We start from the raw sequence: 16,124 nt of genomic DNA, 5'->3' as shown, positions 1-16,124 counted from the left end.
CACGCCTCAGCCCAGCCGTTGCGCCACAATTCGGATCGCGGCCTCCCGTGCCGTGGTGCCGTTCGCCAGGCGCACCACCGCGTTGCCGTTGCTGACGAACTCGTCGCCGCGCAGCACGGCGTCCTGCGCGATCTCGATCGTGCCCGGTGCCTCGGTCAGTTCTTCCTGGATCCGGTAGCTGAACGTGTCGGGACCCGTCTGGGTCCACGTGCCGGATCCCCTTCCGCCCACGACGAGCATCGCCGTGCCGTCGCGGGCGAACTCGAACTCGCTCTCCGTGTCGCCGCCGGGTCTGCCGACCCGTGCGCGCCACCTGCCCACCGCGAGAATTCCCATGCTCCCCAGGGTTTCCGCCCCAGCTAGACCTGGACTCAAGGTTCAACCAGCAGGGTTGACGGTGACTGCACTGCCGAGTGGAAAGAAGCTGGAGGCGTCATGTCGGACGCACCATTTGCCGGACAGCAGGTCGTCGTGACGGGTGGGGGAACCGGCATCGGCCGCGCGGCGGCGCTGGCGTTCGCCGACCTCGGCGCCGCGAACGTGATCATCACCGGCCGCCGGGAGAACCGGCTCACCGAGGTCGTCGCGCTGCACCCCGCGATCACCGCCGTCGTCGCCGACGTGACGACGGCCGAAGGCGCGCAGAAGGTCGCCGACGCCGTGAAACTGGGCGGCGGCAAGGTGGACGTGCTCGTGCACAACGCCGGCATCTTCCGCTTCACGCCGGTCGCCGGGTTCGACATCGGCACCGCCCGTGACGTGCTGGAGACCAACCTGGTCGGCCCGCTGGTGCTGACCGCCGCGCTGCTGCCGCAGCTGACTTCGCCCGGCGGCAGCATCGTGTTCGTGTCGAGCAACGCCGGGCACATCGCGGTGCCGGGCGGTGGCGTGTACGGCGCCAGCAAGGCCGCCGTGGACAGCCTGGTGCGCAGCTGGGCCCTCGAACTGGCCCCGCAGGGCATCCGCGTCAACGCGGTCGCGCCCGCCGCGGTGCGCACGGAGGTCTACGCGGCCAACGGTTTGAGCCCCGAGGAGGTCGAGGGCTACTTCGGCTTCCAGGCCTCGCAGACGCCGCTCGGGCGCACCGGCGAGGTCGACGACGTCGTTCCGTGGATCACCCGCTTCGCCGAGCCGGCGAGCTCGTGGGTGACCGGGCAGGTCATCACGCTCGACGGCGGCGCTGACCTGGCGTGAGCCAACTCTCTCGACTAGGAGGAAGACCCAGATGACCAGCAGCGCCACCGAGCCAGGTGTGGACACGTTCCCGTACAAGCGCACATGCCCGTTCACCCCACCCGCGCAGTACGCCCAGATGGCCGAGGAAGACGTCGTCGAGGTGACGCTGACCGGGTCCGGGCTGCGGATCTGGACGATCAGCGGCTACCACACGATCAAGCAGCTCCTGACCGACCCGCGGATCAGCGCCTCGCGCAAGCACGACAACTTCCCGTTCTACTTCATCGCGCCGCCGGAGTTCCGCACCGAGACGTCGTTCATCGGCTACGACAACCCGGAGCACACCAAGACCCGGCGCAAGGCGGCCGTGACGTTCACCAACCGCCAGGTGAAGCGCCTGCGCGGGCGCATCCAGGAGATCGTCGACGAGTACATCGACAAGATCCTGACGATGACGCCGCCGATCGACTTCCACCGCGAGTTCTCGCTGGCCGTCCCGATGACCGTCATCTGCGAGCTCCTGGGCATTCCCCAGGACGAGCACGACTTCTTCATCGAGCACGGCACGTGTCTGCTGGGCGGTCACTCGACGCCGGAGCAGCGCCAGGCCGCGATCGTCGAGGTGAACGCCTACGTCGACAAGCTGATCACGTTGAAGGAGAAGGAGCCCGGCGAGGACCTGCTCAGCCGCGCGATGGCCGAGTACGCCGCGTCCGGCGAGGAGTACACGCGCCGCGACCTGTTCAACATGATCCGCCTGCTGATGAACGGCGGCCACGAGACCACGGCCTCGATGCTGTCGCTCGGCACCGCCGCGCTGCTGGAGAACCCCGACCAGCTCAAGCTGCTGCTGGACGACCCCGAGGGCATGATCGAGCCGGCCGTCGAGGAACTGGTCCGCATCGCCACGATCGGTGACACGGCCATCCCGCGCGTCGCGCTGGAGGACATCGAGATCGCGGGCAAGACCATCAAGGCGGGCGACGGCATCCTGTGCCTGGGCCTGAACGGCAACCGCGACCCGGAGATCTTCCCGGAGCCGGAGAAGCTGATCCTGGAACGCGGCACCCGCAAGCACCTCGGGTTCGGCCACGGCCTGCACCACTGCATCGGCGCCGACCTCGCGCGCCTGGAGATGCAGCTGGTGTGGACGACGCTGTTCCAGCGGATCCCGTCGCTGCGGCTCGCGAAGCCGTTCCTGGAGATCCCGCGCAAGGAGGGCGCCGTGATCTACGGCCTCTGGGAGCTGCCGGTCACCTGGGACATCCCCGCCGAGGACTGAGCCCCACGAGAAAAGGCCCCGCACTCCGGTGCGGGGCCTCTTTCCTTGTGCCGTCAGTCCTTCGGGATGTCCGGACGCTGGACATGTCCCGGAACGGTGACCCTGGCCTGCGCCGGCAGCACGCCGTCGACCAGGTAGTCGTCGACCAGGGCGTCGAGAACCTCGTTGCCTGCCAGGGCGTACACCTCGTGGTCACCGGAGTCCTCGATGACGACCAACGGGTGGTCGAGCAGCTCGGCCAGCACCACGCCGCCCTCGTAGCGGTCCATCGGGTCGCCGTCCGCCTGCACCACGAGACCCTTGGGGTAACCGGGTTGCGCCAGTTTCGTCGGCGGCTCAAGGCTTTCGAACGTCCGGAACGCGCCGACCCACGGCTGCGCGCGCAGGACGCCGTAGCCGTACGGGTGGCGGGCGCGGTGCTCGCGGACGTCGTTGTAGTAGACCTCCAGGTCCTGCGGCCAGTAGGTCTCCAGCGTGATGGCCTCCAGCACGCCGACCCGCAGGTCGCCCTCGGAGTCCTGCGGCCGCCACGTGCCCTGGCCGACGATCAGCGTGCGCGCCTTGTCGAAGTCGCCGTCCTGCAGCGCGGTGCGCAGGTCGCCGATGAGGTAGCCCAGCGAGTCCCACTGAGCGCGGTCCGTAGCCCTGGTGCCGACCGCACCGTCGAGCAGCGTGCGCAGGTGGATCTGGTCGCCCTCCTCGAGCTTCTCGACGACGGCCTCGATCTCGGCGATGACGGACTCCGCGTCCCGGCCGAGGTGGAAGTGCCCGTCGCGCTCCGCTGTCCAGTTCGCCCACAGCTCGACGTTGCGGTAGACCGCCTCCGCCTGCGTGACGAACTGCTCGCGCCAGGTCCACTGTGGATTGATGCACGAGTCGAGGACCGTGCGGTCGAGGTGCTCCGGGAACATCGTGCCGTAGACGGCGCCCACATAGGTGCCGTACGCGTAGCCGACGAACGAGATCTTCTCCTCGCCCAGCACCACCCGGATCAGGTCCATGTCCCGCGCGGTGTTGCGCGTCGTGATGTGCCGGCGCAGTTCGCCGCCGGCCTTCTGGCACCCCAGCTCGCGCAGCCGCATGTCCTCGGCCAGCTGCTCGAAGAGCGAGTCCGGCGGCCGGGAGTCGAAGGGCGCCTTGGGAATCGTCACCTCGCTGTAGAGCTTGGTCGACTCGCCGAACCCGCGCGGGTCGAACCCGATGAGGTCGTAGGCGGTCCGGACACGCGCGCCGAAGTGCTTGATCAACGCGAGCCCGTCGCCGCCGTCGCCGCCGGGACCGCCGTTGACCGCCAGCAGCACACCGCGGCGCTGCGCCGGGTTCGTGGCCTTCAGGCGGGCGAGCGCGATGGTCAGCTTGGGACCGTCGGGATCGGAATAGTCACGTGGCACGACGACCGTCGCGCGTTCAAGGCCGTCCTCGAACGGCGGTGACCAGTTCACCTGCTGGTCGTAGAACTCCTTGAGGGGCACGATGGAACCTCCGCGTGTGGGTGTGCGCCGACACCGCAGCGTCGCAAGACCTGCTCGAACGGCCCTGGAACACGGGACTCAGCGCCCGGTAGCACCGTCGATCAGCTCGCGCAGGATGTCCGCGTGACCCGCGTGCCGGCCCGTCTCCTCGATCAGGTGGACGAGCCTCCACCGGACGTCCGTGACCTCACTGCCGTCGAGCACCTCGTTCACGCGGTCGACGGTCTCCCGGTAGCGGGCCACGACGTCCTCGGCACTGTCCCGCGAGGACGCGTGGAAGGTCGCCTTCCAGTTGCGGGCCTTCTCGCCGAGGAACGTGGCCCGCTCCACGAACACGAGGTGGTTGAGCAGTCCGAGCAGGTTCGTGCCGGACGGCACCGCGGCGGTCCGGACCTGCGGCTCGGGCGCGCCCTCGACCTTCGCGACCACCGACTCGCGCAGGTAGTCGAGGAACCCGCGCAGGACGTCGGCCTCGCCACCGCCGGTCCTGGGCGGCGGCTGGTCACGGCGGCGCGTTCTCCTCGGCATGGCCCCATCCTCGGCGTCCGGGAGGGGAGAAGCACGAGAACTTGCCGTTCCGGCAAGCCCCCGAACGCTCAAGGTGGTCTCCACCACGTGCAAAGCGCTGCCGTTCAAGGTGAACCACGTCCGGCGAGCCGCAGATCCGTGGGAGAACTGCCATGCCAAAGATCACTTACGTTTCGCACGACGGCATCGAGACCGTTGTCGACGTTGCCCAGAACGACTCCGTGATGCGCGGCGCGGTTCTCAACGGCATCAAGGGAATCGTCGCGCAGTGCGGCGGCGGGGCGTCGTGCGGGACGTGCCACGTGTACGTGGACCCCGAGAACACCAAGCCGTTGTCGCAGATGCACCAGGTGGAGGACGAGTTGCTGTACTTCACCGCCTGCGAGCGCAAGGACAACAGCCGGCTGAGCTGCCAGATCCCCGTGACCGAGGAGCAGGACGGGCTCGTCGTGCACATGCCTGAGACGCAACTCTGAGGAGAGAACGCATGAGCAAGCGACGGGTCGCCCTGGTCACGGGCGCCACCAGCGGGATCGGTCTCGAGGTCGCCCGCGGCCTCGGCAGGGAGGGGCACGCCGTCTTCGTCGTGGCGCGCACCGCCGAGAACGTCCAGACCACGGTGAAGCAGCTGCGCGAAGAGGGTTACGAGGCCGACGGCGCGGCCGCCGACGTCACGTCCACAGAGGACATCCGCAGCGCGGTCCAGAAGGCGGTCGACGTCTTCGGTCCCGTCGAGATCCTCGTGAACAACGCGGGTCGCGGTGGCGGCGGCATCACCGCCGAGCTGGACGAGAACCTCTGGCTGGACGTCATCGACACCAACCTCAACGGTGTCTTCCGCTTCACCAAAGAGGTGCTGAGCACCGGCAAGATGGTCGAGCAGACCTGGGGCCGGATCATCAACATCGCCTCCACCGGCGGCAAGCAGGGCGTCGTGTTCGCCGCGCCCTACTCGGCGTCCAAGCACGGTGTCGTCGGCTTCACCAAGGCCGTCGGCATCGAGCTCGCGAAGTCCGGCATCACCGTCAACGCGGTGTGCCCCGGCTACGTCGAGACGCCGATGGCCGGCCGGGTGCGCCAGGGGTACGCGAACCACTGGGGTGTCACCGAGGAAGAGGTCCTCGAGAAGTTCAACGCCAAGATCCCGCTGGGTCGGTACAGCACGCCGGAAGAGGTCGCCGGTCTCGTGACGTACCTGACCACGGACACCGCGTCCTCGATCACCGCGCAGGCGCTCAACGTCTGCGGCGGGCTGGGCAACTACTGACATGCGCGGCGAGTCGGTAGTCGTCGTCGGGGCCGGGCAGGCGGGCTGCCAGGTCGCGGTGTCCCTGCGCGAGCAGGGACACCGCGGCCCCATCACGCTCATCGGTGACGAGCAGGCGGCGCCGTACCAGCGGCCGCCGCTCACCAAGGCCTACCTGGCGGGGGAGACCGACCTCGCCGGGCTGGTCATCAGGCAGGACTCGTACTACGACGACCACGGCATCAAGCTCGTCCGTGGCGAGCGGGTCGTCGGGGTCGACCGCCGGGCACGGGTGGCGGTGCTGGGCTGTGCCCGTACGGTCAGCTACGACCACCTGGTGTTCGCGACGGGCGCACGGCCGCGGCCGTTGCCGATCCCCGGCGCCGAGCACGTGCTGAACCTGCGCACGGTCGCCGACGCGGACGCGATCAGGCAGCGGCTCGACGGTGAGATCGGGCTCGACGTCGTCGTCATCGGCGGCGGGTTCATCGGCCTGGAATTCGCCGCCGTCGTGCGGAAACTGCGCCACGAGGTCACCGTCGTCGAGGCGCAGCAGCAGGTGATGCAACGGGCCGTGTCCGCGGAGACGGCGCAGCACCTCGTCAGCCGGCACCGCAGCGAAGGCGTCCAGATCCTCACCGGAACGGGCGTCGCCGCCGTCAGGGAAGGCCTGGTGGAGCTGACGGACGGCACCGTGCTCGTCGCCGACCTCGTGGTCGCGGGCATCGGCGTCCTCCCGAACACCGAGGTCGCCCAGCGCGCGGGGCTCGCCGTCGACAACGGCATCATCGTCGACGCCCACCTCGGCACGGTCGACCCGCGCGTCTACGCGGTGGGCGACTGCGCGCGGTTCGCCAGCACGCACGCCGGTGGCCTGATCCGCCTGGAATCGGTGCAGAACGCCACTGACCAGGCCACCACGGTCGCGGCGGCCATCCTCGGCAGCGCGGAGCCCTACACCGCCCTGCCGTGGTTCTGGAGCGACCAGTACGACGTGAAGCTGCAGACCGCGGGCCTCACCAACGGCCACGACCGCACGGTCACCGTCGGTGACCCGGCCGAGGGCAGGTTCTCGGTGTTCTGCTTCAAGAAGGACAGGCTGATCGGCATCGAGGCCTACAACCGGCCGATCGACTTCCTGATGGGCCGCCGGATCCTGGAGGGCGGCAACTCGCTCACTCCGGAGATCGTCGCCCGGCCTGGCTTCGACCTGCGCGCGAGCCAGCAGAAGGCAGCGTGAGCGATGCCATCCGCGTCGTCAGAGCCAGCCGGCTTCCTCGGCGATGCGGATGGCGTCCACCCGGTTGCGGCCGTTGAGCTTCGTCATGATCGTCGTCATGTAGTTGCGGACCGTGCCGACCGAGAGCGACAGGGCGACAGCGATGTCAGGCGCGTCGGCGCCGTTCGCCGCCAGCCGGAGAACCTCCAGCTCGCGGTCGGTCAGCGGGCACTCGCCGCGGTCCCACGCGGCCAGGGCGAGCTGGCTGTCGACGACGCGCTCACCGGCGGCGACCCGGCGGATCGCGTCGGCGAGCTCCGTCGGCGGCGCGTCCTTGAGCAGGAAGCCGTCCACCCGTGCCGCCAACGCCCTGCGCAACGTCCCCGGACGGCCCAGCGACGTCAGCATCAACGTCCTGACCTGCGGCATCGTCTCGCGGATCGTCGTCGCGGCACTCAGCCCGTCGAGGATCGGCAGGTCGATGTCGATCACGCAGACGTCCGGGTTGTACTGCCGTGCGGTCGGCACGATCTTGTCGCCCGAGCTCACCTCGGCCACGACCTCGATGTCCGGTTCGAGATTGAGCAGCGCGATGAGAGCACCGCGCACCATGTGCATGTCCTCCGCGAGCAGAACCCTGATCATCGCGCCCCTCCGCGCGACACCATATCTCCCAACGTTCATGTCGCGCTCCACGCCACATCGAGGCGACCCGGCAAGGGTGAAGCGAGCTGCCTTGCGAAGGGATGCGCCATGGAACGCGCCGTCAACGTGACAGTCGTGTACTACTCCTCGACGGGAACGATCCACCGGCTCGCCGCGGAGATCTCCGAGACGGCCGAGAAGCACGGCGCCGAGGTGCGGCTGGTGCGGGCTGCGGAGCTCGCTCCCGAGGCCGCCTGGCGGTCCCGGCCGGCCTGGGCGGCGCACCTCGAACAGACCGCGGACGTGCCGATCGCCTCCGTCGACGACGTGCTGTGGGCCGACGCCGTCGTGTTCGGCACGCCGACCCGGTTCGGCAACGTGTCCGCGCAGCTCAAGCAGTTCATCGACACGCTGGGGCCCGCGTGGTTCAGCGGCATGCTGGCGAACAAGGTGTACAGCGCGTTCACCTCCGGCGGCAGCCTGCACGGCGGCATGGAGACCACGCTCGTGTCGATCTACAACATGGTCTGCCACTTCGGCGGGATCATCGTGCCTCCGGGCGGCGACCTGAATCCCTACGGCACCTCACACGTCCTGGGCGCGGACAACATGCCTGTCAACGAGATCGCGTTGCAGGCGGCCCAAATGCAGGCGGAACGCGTCGTGCGCATCGCACGCGCGCTGAAGGAGGTCTGACCGCGGTGCGAGTGAAGGATGTTTTCGTCAGTGGCAGCGGGGTGCGCCTGCCCTCGACACTGAACGTCGCGGACGCGATCGCGTCGGGGGAGTGCGAGCCGAAGCTCGTCGCGCGAACGGACGTCGAGTCCGTCTCCGTGTCCCCGCACGAGTCGGCGGCCGAGATGGCGGTCGAGGCGGCCCGGGTCGCGCTGGCACGCGCGGGATCGGCACCCGACGACGTCGACCTGATCCTGCACGCCACCACCTACCACCAGGGCCAGGACCTGTGGCCCGTCGGCTCCTACATCCAGCGCGAGACCGTGCGGAACTCCTGCCTGGCGCTCGAGATCCGGCAGATGTCCAACGGCGGCCTGGCCGCGATGGACCTCGCGGTGTCGTACCTGATCGCCCGGCCCGGCAGGGACGCCCTCCTGACGTCCTCGGACCGCTTCTGCCTGCCCGGCATCGACCGCTGGCGCACCGACCCCGGAACGCCCTACGGCGACGGCGCGTCGGCCCTCGTGCTGTCCACCCGAGGCGGCTACGCGAAGCTGCTTTCCCTGGCCATCAACGCGGACTCGGACCTCGAACCGCTGCACCGCGGCGACGTGCCGTTCGGCCTCGCGCCGTTCTCGCACCGCATCCCGGTGGACTTCGAGGAGGCCAAGCACACGTTCAGCCGCGAGTTCGGCCTGTCCTACGGCATCAACAAGGCCAACGCGGGCCAGGCGCTCGCCGTCGAGCAGGCGCTGTCCGACGCCGACATGAAGATCGGCGACGCGGACTGGATCATCCTGCCGCACTTCGGCCGCCGCCGCCTCGACGTGAACTACCTGCGCCCGTACGACATCGCGCCGGAGCGCACCACGTGGGAGTGGAGCCGCACGGTCGGGCACCTCGGCGCCGGCGACCAGTTCGCGAGCTTCGACCACCTCGTCCAGACCGGCAAGGCCACCTCGGGTCAGCGCGTCGTGATGTTCGGCGTGGGCGCCGGCTACAGCTGGGGCTGCGCGGTCATCGAGATGCTGTGAGCGGGATTTCGGCGCGCAGCCGGTAGGTGTGCTCGGGCGTGAGCCCGGCGTGCAGGTCGCCGCCGAGCGCCCGGACGCGGGTGGTGAGGTTGCCGATTCCGCTGCCGTCGCGGGACTTCCGCTCGATCACGGGGATGCCGTCGTTGATGATGTCCATCGTGACCAGTTGCCGCGAGCTGGAGAGCACGATCTCGCAGTGCTCCGCCTTGCTGTGCCGCAGGAGGTTCGTGACGCCCTCGCGCAACACGGTCGCGAGCGTCACCCTCGCCTCCTTGGGCAGTTGGTCGCACGCGTCGATCCTGACGGTGACCTCGATGTCGGCCGCGGATAGCAGTGCCTGCGCCGACTGGGTCTCCTCGTTGAACGACAGCTCGCGGCAGCTCAGCGCCACCGAGCGGACGTCGGCCAGTGCCTGCCGGGAGATTTCCAGAACCTCGGTGAGCTCTTGGCGGGCCCGGTCCGGGGCGGCCCCGGCCAGCCGGTGCGTGAGTTCACTCTTCAGGGTGATGGCCGAGAGGCTGTAGCCGAGCAGGTCGTGCAGGTCGCGGGCGAACCGCAGCCGCTCCTGCGACACCGCGAGGTCAGCGAGCTCGGAGCGGGCGGTCTCCAGCTGCTTGACCAGCGTCGGGAGCCGGGACAGGCCGTACACGACCATGCCGGCGACCATCGCCGACACCACGTAGTAGGCCAGCTGCGCGGGGTCGCTGACGTACTGCGCCCTGATCGCGCCGTTGCTGAGCGCGATCGCGCCGAACACGGACCACCGCACGCGACCGGGCAACACCAGCAGAGCGCTGCCCGCCAGGAAGCCGGGCATGCCGGCCCAGGCGTTCGAGAAGAACGGGTACGGCACGTACACCAACCCGGCCATCGTGCCCAGTGCCAGGTACGCCTTGGCCGAACGCAGGTCCGAACCCGGCCTGCTGAACACCCGCAGCTGCAGGTACCCGATCGTGAGCAGGCAGGCGAGCGACGTGCCGATGCGCGCGGGAGTCGGGCCGCCCTGCAGCACGTAGGAGAAGGCATTGCCGAGATAGTTGGCGAACACCACGCTGATGACGGCGTACGCCAAACGACGGGACACGGACGAGCGTTCCTGTCGTAGCGTCACAGCAGCAGCTCCCACGCGAGGGTCGGGACGCGGCCATGATGGCACTCACCTGGCGTTCGGATGGCTCAGTTGAGCGGCAACGGTATTTCGGCGCGTAGCCGGTAGGTGTGTTCGGGCGTGAGGCCGGCGTGCAGGTCGCCGCCGAGGGCGCGGACGCGGGTGGTGAGGTTGCCGATTCCGCTGCCGTCGCGGGACTTCCGCTCGGTCGTGGGGATGCCGTCGTTGATGATGTCCATCGTGACGAGGTGCCGTGAACTCGACAGCACGATCTCGCAGTGTTCGGCCTTGCTGTGCCGCAGGAGGTTCGTGACGCCCTCGCGGAGCACCGTCGCGAGTGTCACCTTCACTTCGGTGGGCAGCTGGTCACAGGCGTCGATCCGTACCGTTACGTCGATGTCGGCGGCGGACAACAATGCCTGCGCCGACTGGGTCTCCTCGTCGAACGACAGCTCGCGGTAGCTCAGCGCTACGGATCGGACGTCGGCGAGTGCCTGCCGGGAGATCTCGAGTACCTCGGTGAGCTCTTGGCGGGCCCGGTCGGGGTCGACCGTGGCCAGCCGGTGCGTGAGTTCACTCTTCAGGGTGATGGCCGAGAGGCTGTAGCCGAGCAGGTCGTGCAGGTCGCGGGCGAACCGCAGCCGCTCCTGGGCCACCGCGGCCGTCGCCAGCTCCTCGCGGGCCTCGTGCAGCTCGGTCACCATCGACCGAAGCCGGGTCAGCGCGTACAGCACGAGGCCGTGGTTCATCACGGCGAACAGGCCGTAGGCGACCCAGAAGAAGTCAAAACTGGTTACGATCCACATGGCCATCTGCCCGGCGACGATCGCGAGGAACGCCCACCAGCCGATCCGGCGGGGCAGAAGCAGCGCCGCGGACCCGGCGAGGAAGCCGGCCACGCCCATGAGCGGGTTGCCGAAGATCCACACCGGCACATACACGCACACGGCCATTGCGGCGAGCACCGCGAGGCTGCTTGCCAGGTTCAGCCGGACGTGCGGACGGCCGACCAGGCTCAGCACCAGCCCGAGCTCGACCGCGGTGGCGAGTACCGCGACCGCCATCCCCGGCAGTCCGATACGGGGGTAGTCGAAGGCCACCTGGGACAGCGACATGAGGCCGTAGCCGACCACCACCGCGGTGAACAGCACCTGGGCGAATCGCGTCGCCATCGGCTGTCCCGCAGGTCGTGAGTCGCTCGCCCGTTCCCGCAGCGCCGGCTCGACCGGTACCTCGGCGTGCAGGCGGTAGGTGCCCTCTGTCGAGGTCTGGGCGAGCAGGGAACCGCCGATGGCCGTGGCGCGCGTGGCGAGGTTGGTGAGACCACTGCCCCGCTCGGCGTCGACCTCGGCGGGAGCACCGTCGTTGACGATGTCGATCGACACCGCGTGGCCGGCGCCCGAAATGGTGATGGCGCAGCGGGTGGCCTCGCTGTGCCGCAGCAGGTTCGTCACGCCTTCGCGCAGCACCGTCGCCAGCACGGTCCTGGACCGCGGCGAGAGTTCCGGGTGGTCCGTCTCGATCGTCGTAGCGACGCCGGCCGCGGTCAGCACGGAGCGCGCCGACTCGATCTCGTCCGCCAGTGACAACTCGCGATAGCTCGACGCCACCGCACGAACGTCCGTCAGGGCTTCACGCGCGATGCCGAGGATCTCGGCCAGCTCCCGCAGCGCGCGGTCGGTGTGCGCACCGATCAGCTTGCGGGCCAGCTCCACCTTCAGCGTGATCGCCGACAGGCTGAACCCGAGCAGATCGTGCAGGTCGCGGGCGAACCGCAGCCGCTCCTGCGACACCGCCAGCGCGGCGAGCTCGGAGCGGACGGCCTCCAGTTGCTTCACCAGCGACGGCAGCCGCGACAGCCCGTACACGACCAGACCGGCGACCATCGACGCGATCATGTAGTAGACCTGCGAGGAGACATCGTCGACGTACCAGGCCTGGATACCGCCGTTACCCAATGCCACGGCGAAGAAGACAAGCCATCGCACCCGGCCGGGCAGCACCAGCAGGGAGCTGCCCGCGAGGAAGCCGGGCATGTTGGTCCACTCGTCAGGGAAGAACAGGAGCGGTACGTACACGAGCACGGCCATCGCGCCCAGTGCCAGGTAGGCCCTGCCGGAACGCAGATCCGCACCGGGCCTGCTGAACACCCGTAGCTGCAGGTACGCGATCGTGAGCAGACAGGCGAGGGAGCCGACGATCCGGGTGGGCGTCGCACTGACTTTCACCACGTCGAGGAAGTTGTCGAGCAGGTAGTTGGCGAACACCACGCTGATGACGACGTACGCCAAACGACGGGACACGGACGAGCGTTCCTGTCGTTGCGTCACAGCAGCTCCCACGCGAGGTTCGGGACGCGGCCATGATACGGGCGCTTCCTGGGAAATCTCGCTTTTTGCGATCCTCGATCGGAGCAACATGACGATGGCTCAACACCTCTGGACAACGACGAGGTCGGCTCCCGCGAGGTAGGCCACCACGTCGGCGACCAGCGTCTTCTCCACCTGCAACACCTCGGCGAGCTGGGCGATCGTGCTCTCGTTGTGCAGCAACGACTTCGCGATCTCCGTCGCGGGCGCGCCGTGCAGGATCACCTGATAGGGACGGCCGGGGCAGGCCAGTGCCTGGTCGCCGTTCAGCCGCTCGATCCCGGTGCCCCTCCGCATGGTGACGACCTCGTCGTCCCCGACGGCCGGCAACGCGAACACCGCGTCGCGGGCCACCGCGACGAGCGAGAGGATCGGGCCGGCGCCGTCGTTCAACCCGAGCGACGGCACTAGGCAACCACCCAGCTCGTCGAGCGTGTTCTTCAGCTTGCGCCAGACGAGGCAGGGGCCGGAGCCGGCCTTCCACCGCACGAAGTTCTCGTGCAGCGCCGAGATGTTCTCCAGCGCCACGGGGCCGAGGCTCATCCGGTGCAACGCCTCGCGCACGAGCGGGCTGGTGTCGGCGATCTCGATCGCACCCCACCTGCCGTGCACGATCAGGTGCTCGGCGCCCTCGTCCACAAAAGCGTCCTCCAGCAACGACCACAGCGGCCTGCCAGCCGGAATGTGGGACTGCGTGGGCACCACGGCGCCTCCGCTCTGGGCGATGGTCATCCCGTCGATCACATGAACAACGGGATCGGGTTGAGCTCTTCGTACTGGCGTGGCCGTGCCAGCCGACCCAGTTGTACAGGTACGTCGTAGAGGCGCCCTTGAGCGAATCTCGACCAGAAGTGCCGCAGTCCCGGCACCACCACCCGCACGACCGGGAGACCCACGTCGGGCCGCGTCTGGTCGAGCACCAGCAGCTCCATGCCCTTGGTCTCCAAAGTGCCCTGGATCGCGTGAATGTCGTCGACGAGATCACGCCGATGTGTGTAACCGTGGTGCGACGGGCTGTGCGGCGCCACGGCCGGGTCGGGTGCCAGCCACAGGTGATCGGCGAGCCGGGTGGTCTCGAACCAGCGCCGCATGTCGATGTCGAACACGGACATGTCCATCGGATCGCAGACCATCGGCATGCACTGGTTCAGCTCGGTGAGCGCCCGGCGTGCGGCGACCTTGGGGTCCAGGTGCGCGCCGCAGCCGAACATGATGTCCTCGCGTGGCCCGTCGGTGCGGCGGGAGACCGCCACCATCGCGGGCACGCCGAGGTCCGAGGTGACGTCGAGCAGCCAGACGTCGCGGCCCAGGCCTGCGTGCACCGTGCGAAGCTGGTCGATCCACGGGTCGTGGAAGGCGTCCAGGTCCATTTCCGGCACCGGTGTGCGGTTGTACCACCAGATGGCGACCGCGTCGCGTTCGACGAGTTCCAGAAGTCCTTGCAACACCGCGTCCTCCAGGCTGCTGCCGGCAGCACAGCCGTTGGAGTTGGAGGTGACACTCGGCGGACAGGGGGCGCCGAAGTAGAGCATCCCCGTGGGCAGGAGCTTGTGCCGCTGTTCGGTCAGCGACCACAGCGGGGTCCAGTCCATCACCTCGTCGTCGTCGAACGGGGTGGTGACGTGCTGGAAGGCGGAGTGGTTCGTGTTCCACTCGTCGCGGTTCTCGAACTGCCTCGGGTGGTACAGCTGCACAGAGCAGGGGTGGATCGCCTGGTCGCCCAGCGAGGTGTAGCTGCCGCTCACGCGTGCCTCGTCGCCGGCGAACGCGCCGCTGCGCCGTTCGACGGCCTCGCAGAGCGCACCGACCTCGGCGTCGAGCGGCGTGACTCCCTTGCCCCCGCTGTCCGCGCGCAACGCCGAACGCAGTCCCTCGATGCCCTCGCCCGCAGCCGCGATGTTCGACCCGGAGCGGAAGGAGTTGAAGAACGCGGGCCCGTGCTCGTCGCGGCGGATCTCCCGCACGATCCCGGTGACCGGGCCGATGAGGTGCCGGTAGGTGTCGAGCACCTCCTGCGGCGACGACGACCGGTGGCCACCGCCGTCGCAGGAGGTTTTCACGCGACTGACGAGTTCGACCGGCTCGAACGCCCTGCGCGCGACAACTTCGGAATCACCACAGTCTGAACACTGTGGACGGTGCCGTACCTCGTGTTGCGTGACCTTCATCGTCAGGCTGTCGTAGTTCCAGATGGAGCGCTGCGTCCCGTGGCGGATGCCCGCGAGCCACTTGGCCGTCTCGACCGACGCGATCTCCAGCGCCGTCGCCCGCAGCGACGGCAGCCCGATGGCGGGGCGCGGTGCCGGGCCACGTTGCCCGCACCGTGCCCGGACGTGCGCCTCCGCCTTGCGGTTGGCGGACAGGCGGGTGGCGAGGCAGCGCCAGCAGGGGCCCTCGCCAGGTGTGAAGAAGGGGCCCACGCTCACCTGCGCGCCGACCGGCTTGACGAGCAACCAGGGCGTACCGGAGGCGCGGTGTGCCGCGTCGATGTCGCGGAGTTCAGAGGCCAGGTAGTCCGTGCACACCACGACCGTGAGGTCACCACTCCCCGAAGTGACCGTCAGTCCGTTGTGCCGGAGAGCTTCCTCGAGCCCTTCGCGATCGACGTCGCCGATCGCGACGACGGAGACGAGCGCCGCCGATGTCGCCGCCACCGCGTCCGCGGGGTCGAGACCCGCCGCGTCCCAGTAGGCGAGCGAGGCCTCTGTCGTGGTCGAACCGTCCAGCGTGCACCGCCAGCCGACCAGACCCGCCGCGGCGAGCCTGCTGAGCATGCGTTCCACCAGGTCGGCGGACAGGCCGGCGGGCAGATCCCGCAGCACGGCGGTGAGGTCCCTGGTGCCGTCGAGCAACGGCGCCAGTGCCTCCACGTGCGTGCCCTGGATCGCGGTGACCCCGGACTCGCCGATGAGGTAGACGGCCTCACCCTGCACAATCTGCGGCCGGAGATGGCGTTTGAACCCAATTCTTTGTTCGCCGGGTTCGGCCAGTTCGCGTCTCATGCCGCGAGAACCTCGTCGTAGGCCGTGTAGTGGCTGCCGATAATGCTTCCACCGCTGCTGCACCACCAGGTGGCGACGATGACGTCCATCGAGGCCTCACGGTCGAACTGGTAGATCTTCATGTCGTCGGAGTCGTCCGTGGCGGTGATGGAAGACAGGCGCTCCACGGTGGCGGTGGGGTACATGTGCATCTCCGATGTTTGGCGTGATTTCTTGTGGGTAATCATGCGGACCAGCGGTAATGGCCCGGTAGTTACCGGCTAATGCGCCCCCGTATGAAGTTTTCATACCCGGCACGGGCAGAACTCACCTGACATCGATGGCCTGTGCACTAACGCGCCGACGTTGGGCCGAGCAGACTAATCCCG

At 68.8% G+C, this 16,124-nt stretch carries 16 protein-coding genes; 7 read left to right on the top strand and 9 right to left on the bottom strand.

Annotation, left to right across the window (positions count from 1 at the left end):
* Positions 1-6 precede the first annotated feature (6 nt).
* Complete coding sequence (locus ACRSBM_RS30340; RefSeq protein WP_434448512.1) at positions 7-336, bottom strand: hypothetical protein; 330 nt, start codon at positions 334-336, stop codon at positions 7-9.
* Between the two features lie 99 nt (positions 337-435).
* Between ACRSBM_RS30340 and ACRSBM_RS30335 the strand changes: the two genes are divergently transcribed.
* Both ACRSBM_RS30335 and ACRSBM_RS30330 read left to right on the top strand, forming a co-directional pair.
* A complete protein-coding gene (locus ACRSBM_RS30335; protein WP_434448510.1) occupies positions 436-1,194 on the top strand; it encodes an SDR family NAD(P)-dependent oxidoreductase in 759 nt (252 codons plus the stop codon).
* 31 nt (positions 1,195-1,225) lie between these two features.
* Positions 1,226-2,458 (top strand): cytochrome P450, encoded by a 1,233-nt coding sequence (locus ACRSBM_RS30330; RefSeq protein WP_434448508.1) that lies wholly within the window; start codon positions 1,226-1,228, stop codon positions 2,456-2,458.
* Between the two features lie 53 nt (positions 2,459-2,511).
* On the opposite strand, the gene ACRSBM_RS30325 is transcribed toward ACRSBM_RS30330, so the two are convergent.
* Together ACRSBM_RS30325 and ACRSBM_RS30320 are read right to left on the bottom strand one after the other, a co-directional pair.
* Positions 2,512-3,930 (bottom strand): alpha/beta fold hydrolase, encoded by a 1,419-nt coding sequence (locus ACRSBM_RS30325; protein WP_434448506.1) that lies wholly within the window; start codon positions 3,928-3,930, stop codon positions 2,512-2,514.
* Between the two features lie 78 nt (positions 3,931-4,008).
* Entirely contained in the window at positions 4,009-4,458 is a 450-nt protein-coding gene (locus ACRSBM_RS30320) for a DinB family protein (protein ID WP_434448504.1), read from the bottom strand.
* Between the two features lie 152 nt (positions 4,459-4,610).
* Here ACRSBM_RS30320 and ACRSBM_RS30315 point away from each other — a divergent pair, with 152 nt between their 5' ends.
* From ACRSBM_RS30315 to ACRSBM_RS30305, 3 genes are read left to right on the top strand one after another with little or no spacing between them, the layout of a single operon-like run.
* The gene (locus ACRSBM_RS30315; protein ID WP_434448503.1) at positions 4,611-4,934 is read left to right on the top strand and encodes a 2Fe-2S iron-sulfur cluster-binding protein; all 324 of its coding nucleotides are present in this window, start codon (positions 4,611-4,613) and stop codon (positions 4,932-4,934) included.
* Positions 4,935-4,945: 11 nt separating this feature from the next.
* Positions 4,946-5,725 (top strand): SDR family NAD(P)-dependent oxidoreductase, encoded by a 780-nt coding sequence (locus tag ACRSBM_RS30310; protein WP_434448501.1) that lies wholly within the window; start codon positions 4,946-4,948, stop codon positions 5,723-5,725.
* Between the two features lies 1 nt (position 5,726).
* A complete protein-coding gene (locus tag ACRSBM_RS30305) occupies positions 5,727-6,944 on the top strand; it encodes an NAD(P)/FAD-dependent oxidoreductase (RefSeq protein ID WP_434448499.1) in 1,218 nt (405 codons plus the stop codon).
* Between the two features lie 18 nt (positions 6,945-6,962).
* Here ACRSBM_RS30305 and ACRSBM_RS30300 read toward each other — a convergent pair whose 3' ends face one another.
* Positions 6,963-7,568 (bottom strand): response regulator transcription factor, encoded by a 606-nt coding sequence (locus ACRSBM_RS30300; RefSeq protein WP_434448496.1) that lies wholly within the window; start codon positions 7,566-7,568, stop codon positions 6,963-6,965.
* A gap of 108 nt (positions 7,569-7,676) precedes the next feature.
* Between ACRSBM_RS30300 and ACRSBM_RS30295 the strand changes: the two genes are divergently transcribed.
* Together ACRSBM_RS30295 and ACRSBM_RS30290 are read left to right on the top strand one after the other, a co-directional pair.
* Positions 7,677-8,264, top strand: coding sequence for a flavodoxin family protein (locus ACRSBM_RS30295; protein WP_434448494.1), 588 nt, complete (start codon positions 7,677-7,679; stop codon positions 8,262-8,264).
* Positions 8,265-8,269: 5 nt separating this feature from the next.
* The gene (locus ACRSBM_RS30290) at positions 8,270-9,277 is read left to right on the top strand and encodes a ketoacyl-ACP synthase III family protein (RefSeq protein WP_434448492.1); all 1,008 of its coding nucleotides are present in this window, start codon (positions 8,270-8,272) and stop codon (positions 9,275-9,277) included.
* Here the strand turns inward: ACRSBM_RS30290 and ACRSBM_RS30285 are convergent.
* The 5 genes from ACRSBM_RS30285 to ACRSBM_RS30265 all read right to left on the bottom strand — a co-directional run bounded on the left by ACRSBM_RS30285 (position 9,261) and on the right by ACRSBM_RS30265 (position 15,941).
* Positions 9,261-10,361, bottom strand: a complete 1,101-nt coding sequence (locus ACRSBM_RS30285) for a sensor histidine kinase (protein ID WP_434448490.1) — start codon at positions 10,359-10,361, stop codon at positions 9,261-9,263. The genes ACRSBM_RS30290 and ACRSBM_RS30285 overlap by 17 nt on opposite strands.
* A gap of 92 nt (positions 10,362-10,453) precedes the next feature.
* Positions 10,454-12,715 carry a histidine kinase gene (locus tag ACRSBM_RS30280; RefSeq protein WP_434448488.1) on the bottom strand — a complete coding sequence of 754 codons (2,262 nt, stop codon included), beginning with the start codon at positions 12,713-12,715 and terminating at the stop codon, positions 10,454-10,456.
* Positions 12,716-12,814: 99 nt separating this feature from the next.
* Positions 12,815-13,486: a hypothetical protein gene (locus tag ACRSBM_RS30275; RefSeq protein ID WP_434448486.1), complete on the bottom strand. Its 672-nt coding sequence runs from the start codon at positions 13,484-13,486 to the stop codon at positions 12,815-12,817.
* 8 nt (positions 13,487-13,494) lie between these two features.
* Positions 13,495-15,756: a TOMM precursor leader peptide-binding protein gene (locus ACRSBM_RS30270; RefSeq protein ID WP_434448484.1), complete on the bottom strand. Its 2,262-nt coding sequence runs from the start codon at positions 15,754-15,756 to the stop codon at positions 13,495-13,497.
* Entirely contained in the window at positions 15,753-15,941 is a 189-nt protein-coding gene (locus ACRSBM_RS30265) for a hypothetical protein (protein ID WP_434448482.1), read from the bottom strand. The genes ACRSBM_RS30270 and ACRSBM_RS30265 overlap by 4 nt, the downstream gene beginning before the upstream one ends.
* Positions 15,942-16,124: the final 183 nt, after the last annotated feature.

The sequence above is a fragment of the Lentzea xerophila genome, assembly GCF_051094245.1.
Taxonomy (GTDB): Bacteria; Actinomycetota; Actinomycetes; order Mycobacteriales; family Pseudonocardiaceae; genus Lentzea; species Lentzea xerophila.
The sequence above is the reverse complement of the archived record's forward strand: the minus strand, read 5'-3'. Positions and strand labels throughout refer to the sequence as shown.

Coding starts and splice junctions, on each gene's coding strand:
- ACRSBM_RS30305 (WP_434448499.1), top strand. CDS start 5,727: ATGCGCGGCGAGTCGGTAGTCGTCGTCGGGGCCGGGCAGGCGGGCTGC.
- ACRSBM_RS30320 (WP_434448504.1), bottom strand. CDS start 4,458: ATGCCGAGGAGAACGCGCCGCCGTGACCAGCCGCCGCCCAGGACCGGC.
- ACRSBM_RS30270 (WP_434448484.1), bottom strand. CDS start 15,756: ATGAGACGCGAACTGGCCGAACCCGGCGAACAAAGAATTGGGTTCAAA.
- ACRSBM_RS30330 (WP_434448508.1), top strand. CDS start 1,226: ATGACCAGCAGCGCCACCGAGCCAGGTGTGGACACGTTCCCGTACAAG.
- ACRSBM_RS30340 (WP_434448512.1), bottom strand. CDS start 336: ATGGGAATTCTCGCGGTGGGCAGGTGGCGCGCACGGGTCGGCAGACCC.
- ACRSBM_RS30295 (WP_434448494.1), top strand. CDS start 7,677: ATGGAACGCGCCGTCAACGTGACAGTCGTGTACTACTCCTCGACGGGA.
- ACRSBM_RS30335 (WP_434448510.1), top strand. CDS start 436: ATGTCGGACGCACCATTTGCCGGACAGCAGGTCGTCGTGACGGGTGGG.
- ACRSBM_RS30275 (WP_434448486.1), bottom strand. CDS start 13,486: ATGACCATCGCCCAGAGCGGAGGCGCCGTGGTGCCCACGCAGTCCCAC.
- ACRSBM_RS30265 (WP_434448482.1), bottom strand. CDS start 15,941: ATGTACCCCACCGCCACCGTGGAGCGCCTGTCTTCCATCACCGCCACG.
- ACRSBM_RS30315 (WP_434448503.1), top strand. CDS start 4,611: ATGCCAAAGATCACTTACGTTTCGCACGACGGCATCGAGACCGTTGTC.
- ACRSBM_RS30300 (WP_434448496.1), bottom strand. CDS start 7,568: ATGATCAGGGTTCTGCTCGCGGAGGACATGCACATGGTGCGCGGTGCT.
- ACRSBM_RS30310 (WP_434448501.1), top strand. CDS start 4,946: ATGAGCAAGCGACGGGTCGCCCTGGTCACGGGCGCCACCAGCGGGATC.